We start from the raw sequence: 22,584 nt of genomic DNA on the forward strand, positions 1-22,584 counted from the left end.
AAGGAGTGAGAAATGAGTTTGCAGTTGACCCGCCTCAGCCCGGCGCTGGGCGCCATCGTGGAGGGCGTGGACCTGGCCCGGCCTCTGAGCGACAGTCTGCACCGCGAGATCCGCGACGCCTTGCTGCGGCACCAGGTATTGTTTTTCCGCGGCCAGGACATCACGCCGTTGCAGCAGCGCAATTTCGCCGTCCGTTTCGGCGATCTGCACACCCATCCTATATATCCGCAGCATCCGGACGCGCGCCAGATCATGGTGCTGGACACCGAGGCGGTGGATTTGCAAGACAACGCCATCTGGCATACCGACGTCACTTTCATCGAAACCCCGCCGCTGGGCGCGGTGCTGGCGGCGCGGCAGTTGCCGGAGTTCGGCGGCGACACCCTTTGGGCCAGCGGCACCGCCGCCTGGGAGGCCTTGTCGGAGCGGATGCGGGCGTTGCTTGACGGGCTGACCGCCACGCATGACTTCACCCGCTCCTTCCCGCTCAAGCGCTACGGCCAAAGCCCGGCCGACCGCCAGCGCTGGGAGGAGGCGCGGCGGCAGCACCCGCCGCTCAGCCACCCGGTGGCGCGCATCCACCCGGAAAGCGGCCGCAAGGCGCTGTTCGTCAACGAGGGCTTCACCAGCGAGATCAACGAGTTGCCGGAGGCCGAGAGCCGGGCGCTGCTGCAATTCCTGTTCGCTCACCAGGCGCGGCCTGAGTTCAGCGTGCGCTGGCGCTGGCAGGAGGGCGACGTGGCCTTCTGGGACAACCGCTGCACCACCCACTACGCGATGGACGACTATCGCCCGGCGAGGCGGGTGATGCATCGGGCGACGATACTGGGGGATAAGCCGTTCTGAGATGCGGCGACGCAAAAAAGGCCATCCGGGAGCGGGTGGCCTTTTTGACGCCGGGGAGGGCTGGGATCAGCCGATCAAACGCATCTTGAACTGCTTGCCCTTGATCTTGCCTTGCGACAGCTTGGCCATCGCCGCCTCGGCGATGCTGCGCTCCAGCGCGACGAAGCTGGCGAATTCGAAGATATTGATCTTGCCGATCTGGCTGCCGGTGAAACCGGCTTCGCCGGTGAGGGCGCCCAAGAGATCGCCCGGGCGCAGTTTCTCGCGCTTGCCGCCGGCGATTTCCAGCGTCACCATCGGCGGCAGCAGCGGGCCGCCCGGGGCCGGGGTCAGCTCTTCCACGTCGGCCCAGGTCAGGTCGGCCTGCTGGTAGTTTTCGATCTGCACCAGGCGCTTGGCCTCGCTGTCGGTGGCCAGCGTCAGCGCCAGGCCGTGCTGATCGCCGCGGCCGGTGCGGCCGATGCGGTGGATGTGGATTTCCGGATCGTGGGTGACGTCGACGTTGATCACCACGTCCAGTTCCTTGATGTCCAGGCCGCGCGCCGCCACGTCGGTGGCCACCAGCACGGTGGCGCTCTTGTTGGCGAAGCGCAGCAGGATCTGGTCGCGCTCGCGCTGCTCCAGATCGCCGTGCAGGGTCAGCGCGTTGAAGCCCTGTTCCTGCAGTTCCCGCACCAGTTCCTTGCAACGCTCGCGGGTGTTGCAGAAGGCTAGCGCCGAAGTGGGGCGCAGGTGCTTGAGGATGCGGCTGACCGTCTCCAGCCGGGTTTCCGGCTTCACCTTGTAGAACCACTGCTCAATGTGGTCGGCCTTGTGCAGCGACTCCACCTTCACTTCCACTGGGTTTTTCAGGAATTGCGCGCTGGCCTTGCGGATGTCTTCCGGATAGGTGGCGGAGAACAGCATGGTCTGGCGGGTTTTCGGGCAGGCGCGGACGATGCCGACGATTTCCTCGATGAAACCCATGTCTATCATGCGGTCGGCCTCGTCCAGCACCAGCGTCTTCACGCCGGCGAGGTTCAGCGTTTCGCGGAACAGGTGGTCCTGCAGCCGGCCCGGCGTGCCCACCACGATGTGGGCACCGTGTTCCAGCGAGCCTATCTGCGGGCCCATCGGCGAGCCGCCGGTCAGCGTCACTACCTTGATGTTGTCGATGGCGCGCGCCAGGCGGCGGATTTCCTGCGCCACCTGGTCGGCCAGTTCGCGCGTCGGGCACATCACCAGCGCCTGCACGCCGAACCAGCGCGGATTGAGGCTGGCCAGCAGGCCAAGTCCAAACGCAGCCGTCTTGCCGCTGCCGGTCTTGGCCTGAGCAATCAGGTCGCGGCCTTCCAGAATGGCGGGCAGGCTGGCGGCCTGGATGGCGGTCATCTGGTGGTAGCCCAGGCTGTCCAGGTTGGACAACAGGGGGGCGGGCAGGGGCAGGGTGGAAAAAGCAGCTGGTTTCACAATGACTTGGCGCGGTTGGCTAAAGGCTGGGCAGTGTAACAGCAGTGAGGCTTGCGGCCAAATGCCCGGCGCATTTTGTGTGAAAAAAGCCCGGCGGAGCCGGGCGCTGGGGACTTTCTATCTAGTTTTATCAGATGCCGCCGTTTTTGCCGGCCTATCCTCTCACACCCTGAAGCGGGAGACCGAATCGGTCAGCCGCTTGGCCAGCGTTTCCAGCTCTTCGGCCGCACCCACCGTCTGCTGGATGTCGGCGTCGTTGGTGCGCGCCATGCCGGCGATGGCGTCGATGTTCTCGTTCACCATCTGGCTGGTGCGGCGCTGCTGTTCGGTGACCTCGACGATCTGTTTCAGCCCGCCGCGCACGGCGGCGACAGACTGGTTGGCGGCGGCCAGCACGCTGGCCACGCTGTCGGCGGACTGGCGGCTGGCGTCCAGCGATTGCAGGCTGGCGGCCACCGCCTGGCGCACCGCGTGGGTCTTGCCGTTCAGCGAGCTGGTGACGGTGTCGATTTCGCTGGCGGATTTGGCCGATTTCTCCGCCAGCTTGCGCACCTCGTCCGCCACCACGGCGAAGCCGCGGCCCTGCTCGCCGGCGCGCGCCGCCTCGATGGCGGCGTTGAGTGCCAGCAGATTGGTCTGCTCGGCAATTTCGCGCACCTCGCGGGTCATGCTGGTGATGATGGCGGTGGAGTTGGCGAGGTCGCTTTCGGCCTGCGCCATCAATTGCACCGCGTCCTGCACTTGTCCCACTTCCTGCTGCAGTTGCTGCAGGCTCAGCCGGCCCTGTTCCGATCTCTGCAGGCTTTCCTCGGCGCCATCGCTGACATGCTCCGCCTTGCCGGCGATCTCGCCGATGTGCGAGGCCAGTTGCTCCACCGCCTCCGCGGCGGCTTGTGACTGGCTGTTCTGCCGGTGCGAGCTGGCCGCCAACTGGTTGGCGCCGCTAGACAGCCGGCGCGATGACTGCGCCACCGCGTTGGCGGAGTCGCTCACTTGGCGCACCAGGTCGGCCACGGTGCCGAGCATGCGGTTGAAGTGGCTGGCGGTGATGCCGATTTCGTCCTTATGCGCGGCTGGCAGGCGGCGGGTGAGGTCGCCTTCTCCCTTGGCCAGTTCCGACAGCCCGGCCGACATTTCCTGCAACGGCCGGGTGACGAAGCGGCGGATGAACAGATACACCACCGCCAGCATGGGCAAGGAGGCGAACAGCGCGAACAGGATGCTTTGGGTGCGGAAGCTGTCCACCGCGGCATAGGGTTTTTCCAATGATATGCGCATGCTGACCACGCCCAGCGGGGTCTTGTCCGCCACCTGGTGACAGGACAGGCAGTTCTTGCCCAGGTAGTTGCCGGAGGCGATGGCGGGGTAGACCACGCGCAGGTGCTCGCCCAACTGCGGCGTGGATTCGATCTGAATGTGCGGCTTGCCGTCCCGCAGCGCGGCGCGCTCCACGTCATCGCCGGGCTTGGCCTTGTCGCCGGCGTTGCCGGGACCGAACTGCTTGCTGACGGCGTCGCCGCGTATCACCCGCAGGTCGCGCACGGCGGACAGTTCGCGGATCTGGTCGAGAAACACGTCGCGCTGGCCGACGGTGCCGGTGATCATCATGCCGGTCAGGCCGGCCAGCGTCATTTCGTTCATGCTGTGGGCCAGATCCTTGGCCTGCTCCACGGCTATCTGGCGGCTGGCCTGGGTTTCCCAGGCGATCAGTCCGCCCCATGCCACGATCAGGCAGCTCCAGATGGCGCCTGTCAGCCGCAGCCAGATCGGCCAGTCGGAAAATTTTCTCATGGTCTTGCTCGGGGCGGCGCGCCGCCCCTCTCCTTTGTCTATTGTTGCCGCCGCCGCAATGCGGACGGGGCTATGCCGTAGGAATTCTAGTGGGGCGGCCGAATCGGGCATCTGGCTTGGATCAAACAATGCGCGGATAAGTCTTGCCAACATCCGGGAATATCGCGCCGGCGGGACGGAACGCTTGGGTTTGGCGGGAATTTCTGCAACAATCGCGCCCTCGCGGCCGGTTGCGGCGGCGAGGTCTATTGTGAAAACGAAACAGATTCAGCGGCTTGGGGAATGGACATGAGCGAAAAGGCAGGGCGCGGCGTCGCCATTATCGGCGGCGGGCCGGCGGGACTGATGGCGGCCGAGGCCTTGGCCGGGCGCGGCATCCAGGTGGATGTGTACGACGCCATGCCTTCCCTGGGCCGCAAGTTCCTGTTGGCCGGCATCGGCGGCCTCAACCTCACCCATTCCGAACCCTATCCGGCATTTGTCGGCCGTTATGGCGGGCGCCAGGCCGAGATGGAGCGCTTGCTGGCCGGATTCGACGCCGACGCCTTGCGCGGCTGGGCGCACGGCCTGGGGGTGGAAACCTTCGTCGGCAGCTCCGGCCGGGTGTTTCCGCGCGAGATGAAGGCCGCGCCGCTATTGCGCGCCTGGTTGTCGCGGCTGCGCGAGGCCGGCGTGCGTTTCCATGTCCGCCACCGTTGGCAAGGCTGGCTGGCGGACGGCAGTTTGAGCTTCGCGACGCCGGACGGCGAACTGGCGGTCAAGGCCGACGCGCTGCTATTGGCGCTGGGCGGCGGCAGCTGGAAGAAGCTGGGCTCGGACGGCCGCTGGCTGCCGTGGCTGGCGGAAAAGGGCGTGGCCACCGCGCCGTTGCTGCCGTCCAATTGCGGTTTCGATGTGGACTGGAGTGCGCATTTCGCGGAGAAGTTCGCCGGCGAGCCGGTGAAGGCGGTAGGCCTGTCCTTCAGCGACGATGAAGGCCGGGTGTTCCAGCGCGTGGGCGAGTGCGTGGTGACCGAGAGCGGCATCGAAGGCAGTCTGATCTACGCCTGCTCGGCGCTGCTGCGCGACGAAATCGGCCGCAATGGCCGCGCCACCTGTCATCTGGACCTGATCCCGGCTTGGGACGAGGCCAGGGTCTTGGCGGAGGTGACCCATCCGCGCGGTTCGCGCTCCTTGTCCAGCCATCTGCAAAGCCGGCTGAATCTCAAGGGCGTGCGCGCAGGCCTGTTGCGCGAATGCCTGGACAAGGACGGCTTCCAGCACCTGCCGACGCTGGCGGCGGCGATCAAGCGCCTGCCGTTGACGCTGACGGCGGCGCGGCCAATGGACGAGGCGATCAGCACCGCCGGCGGGGTGAGCTTTGCCGCGCTGGACGGCAATCAGATGCTGACCGCGCTGCCAGGCGTGTTCTGCGCCGGCGAAATGCTGGACTGGGAAGCGCCCACCGGCGGTTATCTGCTGACGGCCTGTTTCGCCAGCGGCCGGGCGGCCGGACTGGGCGCCGCGCAGTGGCTGGAGAGCCTGGGCCAGACCGTGTCCGGGGCATCAAAATAGTTTTACTTGAGGCGTGTTCGCCGCTCTGACAGAATACCCGGATCGCATTTTTGCCCTTGGCGATGGGGCGTGATCCAACTGTTTTTCTTGCTTGCCATGAGTGAAAAAAGCAATTCCTGTCAGTCTTGCGGCGCCTGCTGCGCCCATTTCCGCGTCTCCTTCTATTGGGCCGAAGCCGATGACGGCGGCGGCCTGGTTCCCAGCCATCTCACCGAAAAAGTCAACGACTGGACCCGCTGCATGCGCGGTACCTGGTCGCATGCGCCGCGCTGCGCCGCCTTGCGGGGCGAGCTGGGGCGGGAGGTGTCGTGCGGCATTTACCCGCTGCGCCCCGGCGCCTGCCGGCAGGTGGAGGAGGGGTCGGAGCAATGCCGGAAGGCGCGGGCCGCCCATGGCCTGCCGGAGCCGGCGTAGCCAGGCTGCGCCGGTTGCCAAGCGCTTGGCAAGAGCCGATGCTAGGGCTGGTTCAGCTCATCTCGCAGGATATACAGCTCGTGGTCGGCCTTCAGCCCCAGCTTTCTCATCGCAGTCTGTTTTTGCCCGCTGATGGTCTTGATGCTGCGGGCGAACTTCTCGGCAATCTGGCTGACCGTCATGCCCTCCATGAAGCAGCGGATCACCTCCTGCTCCTTCGGCGACAGCTCCGACAGGCGGATCATGGCCCCGATCGCGGCGGACGCGTGCCGGCTGCCTGGGGCCGGCACGCTCTCGGCCTGCATGGCGCTGGCCAGCTCCGTCGCCATGGCCGGATTGAGGTAGACCTGCCCCTGGGCCAGCGTCCGGATGGCCGTCACCAACTCGTCCAGATCCTGCTGCTTGCCGACAAAGCCGCGTGCCCCGCCGCGCAGAGCCAGCGCCACGGTGGCGGTGTTGTAGTGCGCTGACATGATGAGAACGGCGGTTTGCGGAAAACGGGTGGTCAGCGCGCGGATCAGGTTGAGCCCATCGATATCTTCCGGCTGCAAGGAGTAGTCCAGCACAATGACATCCGTTGTTTGTTTCCGTAGCGCCGACAGCAGCGATTTGCTGCTGGCATGCGCGCCGACAATGGCGAAGTCGGGCTCTTGCGACAGCCGATAACTCAAGCCTTGCAGCACAACCGCATGATCGTCCAGCAGCATCAGGCGCAGGGGGGGCTTCAGGAGGGTCATTGGAGATCACGACGCTGCATGGAGGGGCTGTTTCTTTATATGTCTGTTGCCGGGCCACGGCAATGCGGCTCCCGCGGCTGCATCCATCGATGGCCATTGCCGGCCTACAGCGCGCTTTCAAACAGTAGATTGATCACGCCGTGATAGACGCCTGGCTGATAGCCGCCGGCGGGATGGCTGGGAATGATTTCCAGACTGACCCGCCGGTTTGAAGCCGCCTCGGCGGCGTTCAGCACCAGGCAGTCGGCCGAGGCGCCGCCATCATGGCGAAACACTTCGCAGCGTCGCTGACCGCTGTCCAGCTTAATGTGCAGCGGGATCTTTTGTTCGCCGTCGGCCAAGACCGTCTCGCCGTCAACCTTGACGGTAATCGAACCCATGGTGCTTCTCATTTCCAGCCATTGCTGCAATGGCTGCAAGCGGCGACCGGCCCTATCCCACTGCAGCAGCTGGGCCGCGCCGGTCCAGCCGCCGACAGCCGTGACATAGAACACTTCATTTGGCACTTGCACTTCCACGCTGACCCTGTGTTCAACCGGTTCGGCGTGAGCGCTTCCCGCCAGCGCGGCCAATAGCGCGCAGAACGGCAGCATCGTCCGCTTCATCATCATCCGGCGCTCCTACAGGCTGGCGTCGAAAACGACGGTGACATCGCCGCGATAGCGCGCGCCGGGTTGCCGGACAATGGCGGCCATGTCCGAGCGTTGCATTTCGAAATGCAATTGCGCCGCGCTGGTCGAGACCTGGCCCGAGGGTTGGAATTCTCTGCGAGACATGCCGAGCGGATACCGGCTTGCCGGCGCTCCTCCCTGGCTCGAATGCACGCCAGGCATGCTGACCGCAACCTGTATCGGCACCTCGCCGCCACCATTGTCCCGGCGCAATGCGCAGCCACCGCCGCTGTAGTATTGGCAAAACAAATGCATGCTGAACCGGGCCGAGCTGGACAGGCTGAATCCCAGATCCCGGCTGAGTTTGGCGGGCACGCTGCCTTGTTGTAACCAACTTTGCCAGCCGCCTGCCGGCTCCAGCGCTGCGCGCTCCGAACCGGCAGGAAATCTGACCTGAAACTCGTTCTTTACCGTGGCCGCTATCTTGATGGTCAAGGAGCGGTTGCCGCCATAATCAGCATGGCCGAGATCCACTTGCTGTCCATCGCCAACGGTATAAGTCACTTCGCCATAATAAGTGCCATTGTCGAGTCCGGTTGGGTTCAGCGCAATCAGTTCATATTTGAAGTGTGACGAAGAAATATTGATATAATGGTTGTTTGTGGCAACTCTTTTGTAACAAACACTTTTTTGTCCCTGCGGATGGCTCCATTCAAATTGATAGTTTGCCGTGGTGTTGTACCCTTGCACTTGTTGACAGCTGCCAATCATATTGCCAAAATTTAATTCTTCATACAAAGAACCGCCATAGTGATTCTTCTGGTAGTTTTCTGAAAACGCAGTGATTCTGAATTTGACGACTGCCTCGTTTGGACCGGAATAAAGTTTTATCTCTTTATACGTTGTATCGATTGCCTGATAGATATGGTGTTTAGGGTCTGAGCTGCTCCGGTTGATCTGCTTTTTTATGGTTCCCAGATTGGCCTCTACGCCATAATAAGAGGTGCTGCAGCCGCTGCCCGGCCGTGAACAGCCTCCCGGAGGCAATGGAACTTTGTTGCCGAATTGGTTCTGGCCCGGCTTGAACAAGGATGCATTCAGTTCTGCATATACCGTGGCTTCCGCCGCCGCCGCCGGCTGGCTAAGCGGGAGACAGAGCAGGATGGCTAGCCATAAGCGGCGCAAATAAGCCGCAGCGCGAGGCGGGTCGGGTCTCAGCTTCATTATCATCTCGGTTTATCCTTTCAGATTGCCGTCTGGCCGTGTTGGGCCAAAGGCATATTGTTGCGCGGGCAAATGCCCGCGCTCCATCAGACCATTCTCAAACTTGCTCACCTTCGAAGGGGCCGCTGGGGCGAGGCTCAGCGGCAACGCAACTCGCCAGCCAGCAATGTGTCGCTCTCCCGGCGCGGCTGTCCGGGATCAAGCCGGAACTGGCAAGCCGTGGCCGCCTGGTGGCGGATTTCCAGCGTCGGCGCGCTCTCGCTCATCTCGATGCTGAAGAAGCCGTCGGCCTCGCTGAGAGTGCGGCCGGCGTGATTGATCACCTGGGCGCCGCGCAGCGGCTGGCCTGCAGCGTTGAGCAAGCGACCCAGTACGGTGACTGTCTTCAGCACCCGAACCTGCAGGTAGGCCACGCCGCCCTTGTTCAGGTGATAGTTGTGGCTGGCGGGCTGGATCGCCACCGCTGGCGCGCTGCTTCCGGCAAAGTCGAACTGCACGCTGCCGGCCTTGTACGCGGTGACCGGAATGAAGTTGCGTCCAGGATGCAGCCGCACGCTCCCTCCCTGGCTGTCGTCGGCCCGCAGCGCCACCGCGGGCAGGTCGGATTCGACATCGACGATCAGCCCGGTATCGGAGCCAAAGGCGGCCGCATCGCCGCTGGCCGCGACGCCGCCGCCGCCGATGGCCACGGTGTTTTCTAGATTGAGGCCGCCGCTGAGCCGGCCGTTCAGCGAGGAACGCTGCAGATAGGCGTCGCCGCGCAGCAAGGGGTGTTGGAACTGGGCGTTGCCGCTCAGGCCCAGGCCATAGCCGTCGGCGCTGGCCGTGGCGGCGACTCCGCTCAACCAGCTGTTGTCCAGGCTTTGCTGCACCGAAACGCTGGCGTAATGGTCGCGCCCGCCCTGGCTGCCGCTGCGGCTGCCCACGCTGGCGTTGTAGCTGCGGTTTTCCCGGCCCAGGCTCATGTTCAGCGACAATTCCACGCCCCGATTGCGTGGGCTGCCGGCGGTAGCGCGGTCGAAGGCGGATACGCGCCAGGTGGCTTCGTTGCCAAACAGCTTGTGCCGGCGATCCAGGCCAAGGTCCAGGCTTAGGCCGCCATTGGCGCTGTGCGACAGCCGGGCGGTCAGGCTGCTGTTGTCGCTCAGGCGGTGGCTGATGGCGAGCGCGCTGCGACTGGCCATCAGCCAGAACGCGCCGCTGCCGTCACTGCCGCCTGTGCTCAGTTGGCTGCGGCTGTGGCTGAGCACGACGCTGCCCTGGCTATAGCTCCACATCGACTGGACATCGAAGCCGCTGCCATAGCCGGTGGTGTGGAACAGGTTGGCGTACAGCTTGACGCTGTCGCCGAGGTCCCAATCCAGCGCGGCGCCGAACTGGCGCTGTCCGCCGATTTGCTGCGCCGACAGGCCCAGCACCGCCCGCGGGTGCAGCAGGTAGTTGAGGCTGCCGCCGATGGCCAGGCTGCCGTCGGCGGATTGAGCATCGTCGCCAAACAGGCCGCGCTGCTGGCCGGCAAACGCGCTGTAGCGCCAGCGTTGCTCCGGATTGCTCCATTGGCTGGGCTTGTAGATCAGTTCTTCGCTGCGCGACACCTGGACGCCGTCCTCCAGCAAACGCACCTCTACCGGATAAATGCCGGCAGGCAGGTTGAGGGTGTTCAGCAACTGCAGCCCCGGGGATACCAGCTGGCTATTGATCAACACGCCGTTGCGGTAGATTTCCACCGTGGCTTCGCGGTTGGCGGTGACGTACACCGGATACAGGCTGGGGTGCATGCTGTCCGCCAGCAAAGCGTCCGAGCTGCCCGCCATTACCCCGATCGTGGCATCGGCGCGCTTGCCCTGGGTGCCGAGTTGGCGCAGCAGCCCCTGACCGTCGGGGTTGAACAGGCCCACGCGGATGAAATGGCCGTCCAGTTCGCACTGGGCATACAGTTGCGACAGGCTTTGGCGCAGTTGGCCATCGCCGCCGCGTTCCAGTTGCAGACTGCCCAATGCGCTCCAGTAGCCCAAGCTGCCTTGCAGATCCATCGCGTAGCGGCCGGACAGATTTTGCCCGCCGCCGCCGGCGAGATTGAGGTGGTTGCCGAGAATCAGCCCCTGGCTGCCGCCAGGCGGCAGCGCGTGATAACGCGCGGCAGCCTGTTGCCGACTGGCGGCGTTGGTTAGCAGCGACAGTTGCGAGTTTTCCAGGCTGTAATGGATGGCCAGCAGTCCGAGCGGACAGTTGCTCTGGCAGTCGCCCAGCGCAAGGGGGCGGCTGAGCGCCTCGGCCCACTTTTGCCGCTCGGCGGCGGGCTGCTGGCTGTCGCCGGCATCGGTGAAGCTCAGCAGTTGCACGGTGCCCTCGCGTGTGAGCAGCACCATCGCGTCGCCCAGCGCTTGCCCGTCTTTTTCCACGCGGGCGGCCAGCGGTACCTCGAAGAAATGGTCGCGGAATTCGGCCGGCAGGCTGGCCGCCTGCGCCAGCAACGGCAATTGGCCGTTGATGGCCGGCGCCGGGGCGCCGGCCAGGCAATAGGCGCAACGGAATAAGGCGGCCAAGGCCGCGACACGACGGGCAAGGGAGAACATGGGACTGACCAGAAAAAGAAAGAGGGGCGTATCCACGCCCCTGTTGAGTGGCAGAGCGAGCTACATGGCGATCAGTTGCCCTGGGTGGGCGCAACGCTCTCGAACATCAGGTTGACGCTGCCGGAGTAGCGGCCAGGCTTGAAGCCCGCTTCCGGTTTGGGCGCGGAGATGTTCAGGTTGACGCGGCTGATGTCTTTGGCCTGGGTGGCCGTCAGGATCTGCGCTTTCTTGGCGACGCCGACTTTCATCGGCTGGTCATTGATTTCGACGACCATGGGAATCTTGTCGCTGCCGCTGCCATACAGTTCGGCCGGGGCTTCCAGATAGCCCTGGATCGCGCCTATCGTGCTTTTCATGTCCAGCATGTTGTTGACTGGTTTCAGGACTTCGCGGCGGGGGTCCCAGGACAGGGTTTGGTCCTTCAAATGCCAGTCCGCCAGCGGCTGCACGTAAAAACTGTCGGTCGGGATGTTGGCCGTGACGCTGATCTGCAGCGGCTGCTGCTCCGCCATGGCGGCGTAGGACAGCATGGCTGCCGAGAGCGCGGCGCCGATCAGAAGTTTCTGGGTGGACATGATGGGTCTCCTTATCGTCAGAGTGAAAAATTGCAGCGGGGTTGAGTCATTGGCCGAAGGCGACTGCCTGCCGGCTGCTGCCCTCGATCAGTTCGAACTTGTAGCCATGACCGTCGACCTTGATGAAGCTCTTGCTGCTGTGGGGCAGCACGTGGTGCTTGGTCGGGGTATCGCAGGTTTTGCCGGCTGCGGCGCAGTCGTAGAACGCATCCAGGATGACGGTGCTGTTGCCGTTGTTGCGCACGGTGTAGCTGTTGGCGCCGTCCTGCAATTGCGTGTCGTAATGCGGCGTTTTCGGCCTGACGATGACGATGGCGCCATAACCGGTCAGCACGTTGACGCCGGCGCTGAGCGAGTCCTGGTATTGCCTGGCGGCGGCGTCGCCGATGTCGAACGCGTTTTGCTTGTCTGGCAGCACCGGGGAGAAACGCACCCGGAAATAGCGCTCCTGATCGCGCGGTCCCAGATACAGCAGGCGGCTGGCCTGCATGCCGCCTGCAGGCACGATCAGCCGCGCCGGACTCGCGATCAGGCCGTTGATCTGGCCCAGGCTCAATTGTTCTGTGCCGACCGGCAATTCATTGGGCTGGCCATCCTGGCCATACACGATCTCCGCTACCGCCACTTTCACGAAAGCGGTGCTGTCGCCGCTATTGCGCACCCGCTTGAGCAGGGTGCCGGCGTCCGCGTCCAGGTACTCGTACATGGCGCCGATATTGATGGCCGGCGCTGCGTGGACCGGCGCGGCCAGGCTGATCAGCAAACAGGCTGACAAGATAGGTTTCATCGCAACTCTCCAGGATTGGGAGCTCCGCCGCGGCAATGAAAAAACAATGCGCTCCCGGACAGGGCTCGTTCCGAAGGTTGGCATTATTGAGGAAGGTGTTGCCGGCCTCCATGAGACTATTCTCAAAAGAAACAGGGTGTTACCAGGCATGCCCATCTCTGGCATGCTCGCGGCTTGCCGACGTCAGCCGCTGTCTTTTCCGGCAGCGATGGCATAAAACAGTGGATGCTTGCAAGGTGGATGATTGAGATGTGGAGAACAGTATTGATGGTGGCGGCGGTATGGGGACCGCTGGCATCCGCGGCGCCCGCTGGAGTGGCGTTCAGTCCGGAAGAGCGGCAATGGATGCGCCAGCATCCGGTGGTGCCGTACACCGTCGATCCCTATTGGCCGATCGAATATGTTGAGGATGGCAAGCACCAGGGCCTGACCCGAGACTATCTGGAAGCCATTTCGAGGATCAGCGGCTTGAAGTTCAAGATGGTGGCCGCCCGCAACTGGAGGGATGCGTTGCCGCAGATGAAGGAGGACCGGGTCTTTCTGGCCACCATGGTCTCGTCGCGTCTCATCTCGGAAGGGCGCCGGCAAGCGATACTGCTGACCGTGCCTTATCTGGCCAGAACCACCGTCATCGTCACGACGCCGGACAAGCCCATGGTGTTTGATCCCGCGGTATTGGCCGGCAAGACCGTGGCGGTAAAAGGCGGCGGCGGTTATGAAAACTACCTGCGCGAGCACTTCCCCGGCATACGCCTGATATTGACCAGCGATCCCGAAGACGAGCTTGAGGCGGTGGCGAGCGGCAAAGCCTATGCGGCGGTGGGCAGCGATGTGGTGCTGGAGCCCATCATGGAGCGCAAATACATGGAGACCTTGAGCCTGGCCGGCACCATCCCTGAAATGTATGCGGTCATCAGCATGGGCGTGTCCAAGCGCCATCCGGAACTGCGCGCCATCATCGATAAGTCGCTGGCGCAACTCACTGCCGAAGACACCGGCAAAATGTACGACTACTGGGTCGAGAACTTGAGGTTGGGCGCGCCGTCCTGGCGGGCGATTGTCCGCTATTACTCGAATACCCTGATCGGTTTGAGCACGCTGTTGTTGTTGTTGGGGTATTGGGTGCTCCGGGCGCGCAGATCGCAGCGGGCTGCCGAGGCCAGCGAGGCGGCGAAGTCGATGTTCCTGGCGGTGATGAGCCATGAGATCCGCACGCCGATGAATGCGGTGCTGGCGGCCATCGAGCTGTTGCAGCGCACGCCGCAGACGCCGCGCCAGCGGGAGCTTTCCAGCCTGGCCAACTCCTCGGCCACCAATCTGCTGGAGCTGCTGGACGATGTGCTGGACGTGTCCAGAATGGGGGCCCGCGGCGTGCAGCTGGAGCTGGCGCCGGTCGACCTGGCCTTGCTGGCGCAGGGAGTGGCGGACAGCAACCGGCTGAAGGCGGAAAGCAAGGGGCTTGGCTGGTCTTTGACCCTTGCGGGGCTGGACCAGGCGGCGGTGATGCTGGATCCGCTACGGATGCGGCAAATCTTGTCCAATCTGTTGTCCAATGCCGTCAAGTTCACCGAGCGGGGCGAGGTGGCTTTGCTGTTGCATCTGGATCAAGTAGAAGGAGGGCGCGGCAAGCTGCTGATTACCGTCAGGGACAGCGGCATCGGCATCGACAAGCCGCAGCAAGCGCGGCTGTTCACCGCCTTTACCCAGGTGGACAGCTCAACCACCCGCCGCTACGGCGGAAGCGGGCTGGGCTTGAGCATCTGCAAGCAGTTGGTCGAGCTGATGGGCGGCAGCATCCTGCTTGACAGCGAATTGGGCGTGGGCACCACCATCAGCGTGACGCTGCCGGTGCAGTTGGCCGACAAGGAGACGCCGCCGCTTGCGCCCGAGGCCGCGCCGGCTGGCGCTCCGGCGGCCACTTCCGGCAAAGGACGGGTGCTGTTGGTCGAAGACCAGCCGATGAACCAGGCGGTGATCGGGCAGCAGCTGCAGGAGCTGGGTTATCTGGCAACCGTGGTCGACAACGGCCCGGCAGCCTTGCTGCTGCTGGACGAGGGCATGCATTTCGACGTGATCCTGCTGGATTGCTACATGCCGGGCATGGACGGCTACGAGACGGCGCAAAGGATTCGCCAATGGGAAGCCGCGGGCGGCTTAAGCCACATCCCCGTCATCGCCATTTCCGCGGCAACGGATCCGGCTCATCAGAATCAGTGTTTGGCAAGCGGGATGGACGGCATCCTGACCAAGCCCTTGCGCATTCGCGAACTGGCCGACGTGCTGGACATGTGGACGGACTCCGATGCTGACGAGGAGGCGTTGGAGATGCCGCCGCCGGCCGCCGCCGCACAATGGGGACAGCTGTTTTATGAGTCGAGCCACGCGGACCTGGCGAACTTGAAGCAGGCGCTTGAGCAAGAAAACTGGATCCAGGCGCGACACCGCGCGCACCGCTTGCGCGGCGCCGCGCTGACTGCCGGAGTCGCGGGGCTGGCCGAGCTGGCCGAGCGGCTGGAGCAGTCTTTGCAGGCAAACGGCACGCTGCCGGCTGTCGATGGAGCGCGCTGGCTGGACGACTATGCGCGCGGGCTTGACGAGTGGCGGGCCGCACAATGGCCAGACTCCGTGTGAGCGCCCGGCGGTACAGGGTTGCCGTTTGCCATGCGTTGCCCGGCCACTGCGTGCCCTTGAGCAGCAACAGCGCAAACGGCGGCGCGCGGCCGAACCAGGACTGGATGACCGGCCAGTTGGACGCGCTGAGCCTGGCCTTGGCGCGCGCCAAGCCGTGAGCGCGCTGTCACTGCAGCGGGCGACCGTCTCCCTCCACGGCAGGACGGTCTTGTCGGACGTCAGCCTGGAGATAAGCCAGGGCCTGTTCGTCGGCGTGCTGGGTCCCAACGGCATCGGCAAGACCACGCTGATGCGCGCCGTTCTGGGCCTGATTCCGCCTGCCGGCGGCGGTATCCGGGTGCAGGGCCAGCCCGCTGGCCGCGGCAATCCGGCCATAGGCTACATCCCGCAGCTGCGCAGCAACGTCGGTAGTATGCGGTTGCGCGGCTGGGATTTTGTCGCCAGCGCCTGCAACGGCCACCGCTGTGGCCAGCCTACCCTGGACAAGGCCGCCCGGCGCGAGGTGGCGTGGGCGCTGGAAACCGTGGATGCCTTCGAACTGGCGCGGCGGCCGCTGCCGGAAACCTCCGGCGGCGAGCGCCAGCGGTTGCTGCTGGACGCGCCCCTGATCAGCCTGGACCCGCGCCATCAGCATGGCGTGGTGGAGTTGGTGCGGCGCATCCAGCAGGATTTCGGCATCACCGTGCTGTTCAGCGCCCACGAGCTCAACTCCCTGCTGGGCGCCATAGACCAGGTGTTGTACCTGGGCCGCGGGCAGGCGCGCTGGGCACCGTGGACGAGGTGATCACCCGGCCGGTGCTGTCGCGGCTGTACGGTTCCGCCATAAACGTGGTACGGATGAAGAACCGTATCTTCGTGATGGCTGGGGAGATCGAAGTGGACCAGAAAGAGCACTGTCACGATGTTTGAATACGATTTCATGCTGAACGCCTTCATCGCCGGCGGCATCGTGGCGCTGCTGGCCTGCGTGGCGGGCTTCTTTCTGGTGATGCGCGGCCAGACCTTCGCCGGGCACGCGCTGATTGGGCTGTCGCCGATCTGGGGGCTGCCCCTGGTCACCGTGCTGGGCAGCGTCACCATGGCGCGATGGGGGAAAAGCTGCAAGGCAGCGACATCGCCATCGGCACCGTTCTGTCGCTGGCGCTGGGCCTGGGCATGCTGTTCCTGCACTTCTTCACCGCCTACGCCACCCAGGCCACAGCCCTGCTGTTCGGCAATGTGCTGGGGGTGGATACCGCCACGCTGTGGGCGCTGGCCGGCCTAGGCGCGGCCTGCCTGCTGCTCACCCCGGCCGCTGGTGTTCGTCTGCATCCGGAGCTGGCCGAGGCCAAGGGCGTGTCGCTGCGCACGGTTTCGATGCTGTTTCTCGCCATCGTGGCGCTGGCCATCGCGGAATGCATCCAGATCGTCGGCGTGCTGCTGGTCTTCACCCTGATGGTGGGCCGGCCGCCGCCGCGCAGAAACTGACGCCGCGGCTGGGATGCGGCGTGGCGCTCGCCGCCGTTCTGGCTCTTGGTGAAACCTGGTCCGGCATCGCGCTGGCCTATTGCGCCGGCTGGCCCACCAGCTTCTGGATCACCGCGCTGAGCGCGGCGCCTATCTGGCGGCAACCATGGCGAGCCGACTATCCCGGCAATTGGACAGGGCCGAAGTCAAGGGCCGGGTTCGGTGATCACGGCGCGAGGGTTCCCTTGCTGAAAAACAAAAACCGGCAATCGCCGGTTTTTTTCATGCGGATCGCTGCGCGCTTATTGCGGCAGGATGTTCGAGGCTTGCTTGCCTTTGGGGCCGGAGATCACATCGAAGCTCACTCGCTGGCCTTCCTTCAACGACTTGAAGCCGCCGGAGTTGATCGCGGAAAAGTGTGCGAACAGATCGTCGCCGCCTTCGTCCGGAGTGATGAAGCCAAAACCTTTTGCATCGTTGAACCACTTAACGGTACCAGTTGCCATTGCTTATCTATTCCTATCCATGTAGTGGGCGGATGCCCTATATGACATCATATTCAGCGTTGGCGCGAAGTTCAAATCCTATAGCGCCGGCATCGACTGATCGTTAGGTCAGTAACTACGTTTTAGCAGCCAAATTTTCCCTCCCCGTCTGGCCTGCCTCCTTGGTGCAGGGGAGGTCTGCCTGCTCCGTCGGACCGATAAGTCCGCCGATGCGTTAGCGCCGACTGGCTGGACATCGGCGGCATGGCCAGCCGCGCGTAGAGCCTTTGGCCATGCCGCGTCCGGGGCGAAACGTTGTGACGCGGCCGAGCAATTTGCGTCAGCGCGCCAAAGCGAAGCCGGCGGCGGACAAGGCGGTTTCGCAGACCTGCTGATCTTGCAGGGCATTTCCGCCCGAAACGCCGATCCCGCCGACCACCGCGCCGTCAAGCAGGATGGGATAGCCGCCGCCTACCGCCACCAGTCGCGGCCGATGCGCCAGTTGGGCCACTTGGCTGTTGTCGAGTATCTGGTTCCAGACATGGGTGCCCACGCCGAACGAGGCGGCGGTCCAGGCCTTGTCGATGGCCACTTCTGCGGTGAGGAAAGGCGCGCGGTCCGCGCGCTCGAATGCTTTCAGGTGGCCGGCCGCGTCGCTGACGGCAATGGCCACCTCTATGCCCAGGTTGGCGGCGGCCTCCCGCGCGGCTTCGCTCAGCAACAGGGCCGCCTCGCGAGTGATGGATGCGGCGGCGTGGGTCTTGAGGGTCATATTCATGTAAATCTTTCCGTGTCTGAGGAGGGATGAGGCGATGGCAGCGGCTGCATGCCGGATCGCATTGGCGTGGATTGGCGACAGAACGGAGTCTAGGACGGCAGGCCAGGCTTGGTAAGCCAGGCTGGGGCGTAATAGTTTCAAACGGAAATTGAAAATGACCGCCGCCAGAAATGGGTTGGGAATGTTTGCCTGGAAACCGGGATGGGATGGATGGGCATTGGGTTCCAGGCGCCCGGCTCTGCTCGAGCGTGGCCAGAGTCGGCTGGATCCTGCGGCGGCCTCTTGATTGCGGTGGCTGCCAAGGAGACGACGCAGTCGGTGGTGGGGTTGCCAGTCGCAGCCGGAGGGGCCATGGCGCAGTCAGGTTTCCAGGCGGCCGCTGGATGCGGGTTGCCCGGATGACGGAGTTGGCTGAGCGCGGCCGCCCTGGCTAGCCCTGGCTGTCGTCCGCCTGCTGCCTGGCGGCGGCTTCGCGCAGCTTGTCTTTCTTGCTCTTGCGTTTGCCTTTGACGCCGCCGTTGCCGACCTGCTCCACGGCTGCGGGGGCGGTGATGGCCGGTTCGAAACCGGCAATCCGTTCGCGCGGCAAGCGCAGCCGCTGGCGCTTTTCTATCAATCGGAAATGGGCGGCGCAGTCGGCGCTGACGAAGCTGATCGCCTCGCCGCTGGCGCCGGCCCGGCCGGTGCGGCCGATGCGGTGGGTGTAGTCCACCGGCGAGCGCGGCAGGTCGTAGTTCACCACCACCGGCAGGCGGGCGATGTCTATGCCGCGGGCGGCCACGTCGGTAGCCACCAGGACTTGCAACTGTCCGGTCTTGAGATCGGCCAGCACCTGGCCGCGCTGTCCCTGGCCGCAATCGCCATGCAGCGCCGCGGCGCGGATGCCGGCGCGCTGCAGCTTGCCTGCCACCCGGTCGGCCGCCTGCCGGCTGGCGACGAACACCAGCACCCGGTCCCAATCATGGGTCTGCAGCAGATGGCGCAGCAGCATGGTGCGCTGGGAGGCGTCCACCTCGATGGCGCGCTGGCGGATATCCGGCGCGGTGGCTGCGGTCTGCTCAATGTCTATGCGCAGCGGCTGGCGCAATAACTGCTCCGCCAGCGCGCGCACGGCGGGCGGAAAGGTGGCGGAGAACATCAGGTTTTGCCGATAAGGTGGCAGCAAGGACAGCAGGCTGCCCAGTTCTTCGGCGAAGCCCAGATCAAGCAGCCGGTCAGCCTCGTCCAGCACCAGCGCGTTGACGGAGGAGAGCTTCAGCGCATTGTGCGCGACCAGATCCAGCAAGCGGCCGGGCGTGGCCACCACAATGTCGGCGCCGCCGCGCAGAGCCATCATCTGCGGCTTGATGGAGACGCCGCCGAAGACCACGGCCACCTTCGCGCGCCGCGGCAGGCCCTGGGCCAGATCGCGCAGGATGGCGCCGACCTGCGCCGCCAGCTCGCGGGTGGGCAGCAGGATCAGCGCCTGGGGCTGGCGCGGCGATGTCTGGCGGTTTACCAGCCATTGCTGCAGCAGCGGCAGGCAAAAGGCTGCGGTTTTTCCGGATCCTGTCTGCGCGGTGGCCAGCACATCGCTGCCTCGCAGGATGGCGGGAATGGCCGCGCTCTGGATGGCGGTGGGGGCAATGTAGCCCTGGCTTGAGGCGGCCTGGGCCAGGTCGGGCTGCAGGCCCAGAGAGGTGAATGGCATGAATGGGGATAGAGTAAAGAGTGAGGGCTTTGAGGCCGGAGGCGGCAGGAGTATCGGCCGCGCCAGCCGCGCGGTCAAGGAGTACATGGCGGTTCAGCCGTTCAACTTGCCAGCGGGAAGCGCCATTTGCGAGTAATATCCTGGTTCGTCACTAAAATAAAGCAAATCTGCACATGCAAACAGAAGTCAAAGAGAAGCCCCGCTACGCCCTTGTCGCCTCGGTCCAGCTGCCGGATGTCAGCGATGTCGAGTTCGAGGCCTCGCTCACCGAGTTGAGCGAACTGGCCAAGACTTTGGGTTTCCAGGTGGTGCAGACCTTTGTCCAGAAGCGCAACAGCTTCGACCGCACCGCCTATCTGGGCGTGGGCAAGCTGGAAGAAATCAACATGTTCGTCAACCGCGGCATCCGCAATGACGAACTGGAAGACATTCCGCAGGCGCTGGACTCCGGCGCGGTAGAAATCGACGTGTTGCTGGTGGACCATGAAATCTCGCCGTCGCAGGCGCGCAATCTGGAACTGGCCGTCGGTTGCGAAGTGATGGACCGCACCATGGTCATCCTGGAGATTTTCCATCGCAACGCCCGCTCGCGCGCGGCGCGGGCCCAGGTGGAAATCGCCCGTCTCGGCTATATGGCGCCGCGCCTGCGCGAAGCCGCCAAGCTGGCCGGTCCGCAGGGCCGTCAGCGCAGCGGCATGGGCGGTCGAGGCGCGGGCGAATCGCATACCGAACTGGACCGCCGCAAGGTGCGCGACCGCATCGCCGAGCTGCAACGCGAAATCGTCGCGATGGAACTGGAGCGCAAGACCCAGCGCGCGCGCCGCCTGGAGCGCCAAGGCCAGGGCCTGGCCGGGGTGTCGCTGGTGGGCTACACCAATGCCGGCAAGTCGACGCTGATGCGGGCGCTGACCGGCAGCGAAGTCCTGGTGGCCAACAAGCTGTTCGCCACGTTGGACACCACGGTGCGCGCCATCTACCCGGAAAGCGTGCCGCGCGTGCTGGTCAGCGATACCGTGGGCTTCATCAAGAATCTGCCTCACGGCCTGGTGGCTTCGTTCAAGTCCACGCTGGAAGAAGCGCTGGATGCGTCGCTGCTGCTGCATGTGATCGACGCCAGCGACCCCGGCTTCGAGCGCCAGCTGGAAGTGACCGACGAGGTGCTGCGCGAAATCGGCGCCGATGAGGTGCCGCGCATCCGCGTGTTCAACAAGATTGACCATGTCGGCGACGAGGCCGCGCAGCTTGACTGGACCGCCGAACTGCAGCAACGCTACCCGGGCTGCGTGGTGATGAGCGCGCGCCGTCCCGAGGAAGTGTCCAGCCTGCGCGCCGCCATCGTATCCTTCTTCCAGCAGGACCTGGTGGAAGACGAACTGCTGCTGCCGTGGTCGGCGCAGCAGCTGCGTGGTGAAATCTACAGCCACTGCCAGGTGCTGGAAGAGCGCGCCGAGGAAGAGGGCAGCTGGTTCCGCGTGCGCGGCGAGGCGGAAAAACTGCGCCGCCTGCGCGAGCAGCTCAACCCCGGTTCGCAGGGGCGGGAAAAGGAATACTGGGAAGTCTGAAGCCCGGCCGCACGCCGCGCAACGTAATGGTAAAAAGCCTGAGCCGGATCGCTCGGGTTTTTTATGGCCGGGCGGGAGCCCGGATCTGGATTGCGCCGCGCGCCGGTCTGGGAGTCGCCGATTATCCTGGCCGGGAGCGGCGCCAGTCAGCGCATCCGTTCGCGGCGCGCGGGCTCCGTTTCGTGAAGGTAGCCGGTGAAGGTGTCGCGCGGCGACGAGCGGGTGAGTTGCGTCATGATTCGGCCGATTTCGCCGCGATGGTATCCGCCGTGGGCGATGATATGGCCAAGCATCTCCTCGCGAGACATCCGCCCCGGCATTCCGTCGCTAAAGGGAAACTCGATCATCGCCGCGAGCTCCGCCTCGTCTAGGCGCGCAATATAGCCGATATACCATTGATCGGTTTTCTTGACGGCCTTGAACAGGCTGTCCGGTTTCGGCGCTTCGTCGGGATCGGTCGCGGCATAGGCGTGCGGCGTCAGTTGCAGATTCGCGGCGAAAATTCGGTCGACGATATGGGCGTGATTGAGGATGCGGATCGCCGTGCGGAACTCGGCGTGTGCGGACCGTTCGCCAACCGCGGTCAAGCCGGCAGTCAGCCCTTCATCGGCCCAGGCTTTGTAGCGGAATAGGGAGAGCAAAAGCGTTTGCGCACTCATTGTGGTTTCTCCGGATCGTGTTTTGAATATCGCGTAGAGCCTTGCGGCGATGCGGATCCACCGCGCCATGCTTTATCGGTTGTGCGGTCCCAGCTCCAATCCACCCAAGCTAACAAAATTACCACATCGACTCGCCGGCACACCCTTTCGGCTAAGAATCAGCAGTCGGAGGGGTGCGAATAATGGACTTAGGAAAGCCCTTCCGCAGATAAGAGAAGCTGCTCGCCGTACCAAATCATTTCATCGATTGACATAGACGAATTTGCTTGCCGCTGCTTGCGGCCTTCATCATCGATATGAGCCAATAGCTCGGCCAATGATTTCGCAATCCGTTCGGCGTGTGCCTGGTTCCAGTACGGAACTAACGCGTCAATCAACACCCCCTCTGAGAACTCGTCCGCCGCGAGAGTGAATAAGAGCTCAGCTAGCCTACGAAGCCCCGCATCGAAACTGGCGAAGAGCAGGCGAATCGAACTGTTGTTAGCTTTATTCACCCTTCTGATCGTCTCGCTCAGGTGCGTCAAGTCCCAGGCAGCGTTTTGTACGCCTTCGATGGCGCGCACTCTATTGGGAGAGCGAAGGTGTTTGAAAAGACCTTTGCGAGGTGGCGAATTAGGTGCGAAGTAGATACAGGCAAGTAAAGCCGCAGGTCCTGCAATCATGAAATCGTCGCGCATCCAAGACAACAACTCCAACATCCGATCCAAGTTGGGACGTCCAGAGAGCTCTAGCTCGGCGATCTTTAACGCAGCTATGTAGTTGCGCCGCC

At 64.1% G+C, this 22,584-nt stretch carries 21 protein-coding genes and 1 pseudogene; 9 read left to right on the forward strand and 13 right to left on the reverse strand.

Translation table 11 applies throughout. The annotated features are described in order from the left end of the window. Nucleotides 1-12: 12 nt before the first annotated feature. Entirely contained in the window at nt 13-846 is an 834-nt protein-coding gene (gene tauD / locus BI344_RS07700) for a taurine dioxygenase (protein WP_071112388.1), read from the forward strand. A gap of 66 nt (nt 847-912) precedes the next feature. Here tauD and dbpA read toward each other — a convergent pair whose 3' ends face one another. Together dbpA and BI344_RS07710 are read right to left on the reverse strand one after the other, a co-directional pair. After that, on the reverse strand, nt 913-2,295 hold the full coding sequence (gene dbpA / locus BI344_RS07705) for an ATP-dependent RNA helicase DbpA (protein ID WP_071112389.1): 1,383 nt from the start codon (nt 2,293-2,295) through the stop codon (nt 913-915). 162 nt (nt 2,296-2,457) lie between these two features. Then, on the reverse strand, nt 2,458-4,086 hold the full coding sequence (locus BI344_RS07710; RefSeq protein WP_071112390.1) for a methyl-accepting chemotaxis protein: 1,629 nt from the start codon (nt 4,084-4,086) through the stop codon (nt 2,458-2,460). A 288-nt stretch (nt 4,087-4,374) separates the two neighbouring features. Here BI344_RS07710 and BI344_RS07715 point away from each other — a divergent pair, with 288 nt between their 5' ends. Continuing rightward, nucleotides 4,375-5,640, forward strand: coding sequence for a TIGR03862 family flavoprotein (locus BI344_RS07715; protein WP_071112407.1), 1,266 nt, complete (start codon nt 4,375-4,377; stop codon nt 5,638-5,640). Nucleotides 5,641-5,736: 96 nt separating this feature from the next. Further along, the gene (locus tag BI344_RS07720; protein ID WP_071112408.1) at nt 5,737-6,054 is read left to right on the forward strand and encodes a YkgJ family cysteine cluster protein; all 318 of its coding nucleotides are present in this window, start codon (nt 5,737-5,739) and stop codon (nt 6,052-6,054) included. 41 nt (nt 6,055-6,095) lie between these two features. Here BI344_RS07720 and BI344_RS07725 read toward each other — a convergent pair whose 3' ends face one another. The 6 genes from BI344_RS07725 to BI344_RS07750 all read right to left on the reverse strand — a co-directional run bounded on the left by BI344_RS07725 (nt 6,096) and on the right by BI344_RS07750 (nt 12,564). Then, on the reverse strand, nt 6,096-6,791 hold the full coding sequence (locus BI344_RS07725) for a response regulator (protein ID WP_071112391.1): 696 nt from the start codon (nt 6,789-6,791) through the stop codon (nt 6,096-6,098). Nucleotides 6,792-6,895: 104 nt separating this feature from the next. Further along, nucleotides 6,896-7,402, reverse strand: a complete 507-nt coding sequence (locus BI344_RS07730) for a CS1 type fimbrial major subunit (RefSeq protein WP_071116655.1) — start codon at nt 7,400-7,402, stop codon at nt 6,896-6,898. A gap of 9 nt (nt 7,403-7,411) precedes the next feature. After that, on the reverse strand, nt 7,412-8,632 hold the full coding sequence (locus BI344_RS23760; RefSeq protein ID WP_139166923.1) for a hypothetical protein: 1,221 nt from the start codon (nt 8,630-8,632) through the stop codon (nt 7,412-7,414). A 131-nt stretch (nt 8,633-8,763) separates the two neighbouring features. Further along, nucleotides 8,764-11,202 (reverse strand): CS1-pili formation C-terminal domain-containing protein, encoded by a 2,439-nt coding sequence (locus tag BI344_RS07740; RefSeq protein ID WP_071112394.1) that lies wholly within the window; start codon nt 11,200-11,202, stop codon nt 8,764-8,766. Nucleotides 11,203-11,273: 71 nt separating this feature from the next. Further along, on the reverse strand, nt 11,274-11,777 hold the full coding sequence (locus BI344_RS07745) for a CS1 type fimbrial major subunit (protein ID WP_071112395.1): 504 nt from the start codon (nt 11,775-11,777) through the stop codon (nt 11,274-11,276). Between the two features lie 46 nt (nt 11,778-11,823). Beyond that, the gene (locus BI344_RS07750; protein ID WP_071112396.1) at nt 11,824-12,564 is read right to left on the reverse strand and encodes a pilus assembly protein; all 741 of its coding nucleotides are present in this window, start codon (nt 12,562-12,564) and stop codon (nt 11,824-11,826) included. Between the two features lie 249 nt (nt 12,565-12,813). Between BI344_RS07750 and BI344_RS07755 the strand changes: the two genes are divergently transcribed. From BI344_RS07755 to BI344_RS24765, 5 genes and pseudogenes are all read left to right on the forward strand, one after another. Further along, complete coding sequence (locus BI344_RS07755; RefSeq protein WP_158021046.1) at nt 12,814-15,195, forward strand: ATP-binding protein; 2,382 nt, start codon at nt 12,814-12,816, stop codon at nt 15,193-15,195. Between the two features lie 154 nt (nt 15,196-15,349). Then, nucleotides 15,350-15,979, forward strand: coding sequence for an ATP-binding cassette domain-containing protein (locus tag BI344_RS22775; protein ID WP_204378101.1), 630 nt, complete (start codon nt 15,350-15,352; stop codon nt 15,977-15,979). After that, nucleotides 15,967-16,104, forward strand: a complete 138-nt coding sequence (locus tag BI344_RS24760; RefSeq protein ID WP_204378102.1) for a hypothetical protein — start codon at nt 15,967-15,969, stop codon at nt 16,102-16,104. The genes BI344_RS22775 and BI344_RS24760 overlap by 13 nt, the downstream gene beginning before the upstream one ends. A 10-nt stretch (nt 16,105-16,114) precedes the next feature. Continuing rightward, nucleotides 16,115-16,204: pseudogene (locus tag BI344_RS26085) on the forward strand (hypothetical protein); the annotation flags it as partial. A 77-nt stretch (nt 16,205-16,281) separates the two neighbouring features. After that, complete coding sequence (locus BI344_RS24765) at nt 16,282-16,662, forward strand: metal ABC transporter permease (RefSeq protein WP_071112399.1); 381 nt, start codon at nt 16,282-16,284, stop codon at nt 16,660-16,662. Between the two features lie 281 nt (nt 16,663-16,943). Here the strand turns inward: BI344_RS24765 and BI344_RS07770 are convergent, their stop codons facing one another. From BI344_RS07770 to BI344_RS07785, 3 genes are all read right to left on the reverse strand, one after another. Then, the gene (locus BI344_RS07770; RefSeq protein ID WP_071112400.1) at nt 16,944-17,147 is read right to left on the reverse strand and encodes a cold-shock protein; all 204 of its coding nucleotides are present in this window, start codon (nt 17,145-17,147) and stop codon (nt 16,944-16,946) included. A 319-nt stretch (nt 17,148-17,466) separates the two neighbouring features. Beyond that, nucleotides 17,467-17,904: a GlcG/HbpS family heme-binding protein gene (locus BI344_RS07775; protein ID WP_241499282.1), complete on the reverse strand. Its 438-nt coding sequence runs from the start codon at nt 17,902-17,904 to the stop codon at nt 17,467-17,469. A 430-nt stretch (nt 17,905-18,334) separates the two neighbouring features. Then, the gene (locus BI344_RS07785) at nt 18,335-19,594 is read right to left on the reverse strand and encodes a DEAD/DEAH box helicase (protein WP_193430966.1); all 1,260 of its coding nucleotides are present in this window, start codon (nt 19,592-19,594) and stop codon (nt 18,335-18,337) included. A gap of 173 nt (nt 19,595-19,767) precedes the next feature. Between BI344_RS07785 and hflX the strand changes: the two genes are divergently transcribed. Beyond that, nucleotides 19,768-21,156: a GTPase HflX gene (hflX, locus tag BI344_RS07790; protein ID WP_071112402.1), complete on the forward strand. Its 1,389-nt coding sequence runs from the start codon at nt 19,768-19,770 to the stop codon at nt 21,154-21,156. Nucleotides 21,157-21,302: 146 nt separating this feature from the next. Here the strand turns inward: hflX and BI344_RS07795 are convergent, their stop codons facing one another. Together BI344_RS07795 and BI344_RS07800 are read right to left on the reverse strand one after the other, a co-directional pair. Next, the gene (locus BI344_RS07795) at nt 21,303-21,815 is read right to left on the reverse strand and encodes a DinB family protein (protein ID WP_071112403.1); all 513 of its coding nucleotides are present in this window, start codon (nt 21,813-21,815) and stop codon (nt 21,303-21,305) included. A 188-nt stretch (nt 21,816-22,003) separates the two neighbouring features. Beyond that, a partial coding sequence (locus BI344_RS07800) for a hypothetical protein (protein WP_206600346.1) occupies nt 22,004-22,584 on the reverse strand: 581 nt, incomplete at its 5' end.

The organism is Chromobacterium sphagni (assembly GCF_001855555.1).
GTDB classification, from domain to species: domain Bacteria; phylum Pseudomonadota; class Gammaproteobacteria; order Burkholderiales; family Chromobacteriaceae; genus Chromobacterium; species Chromobacterium sphagni.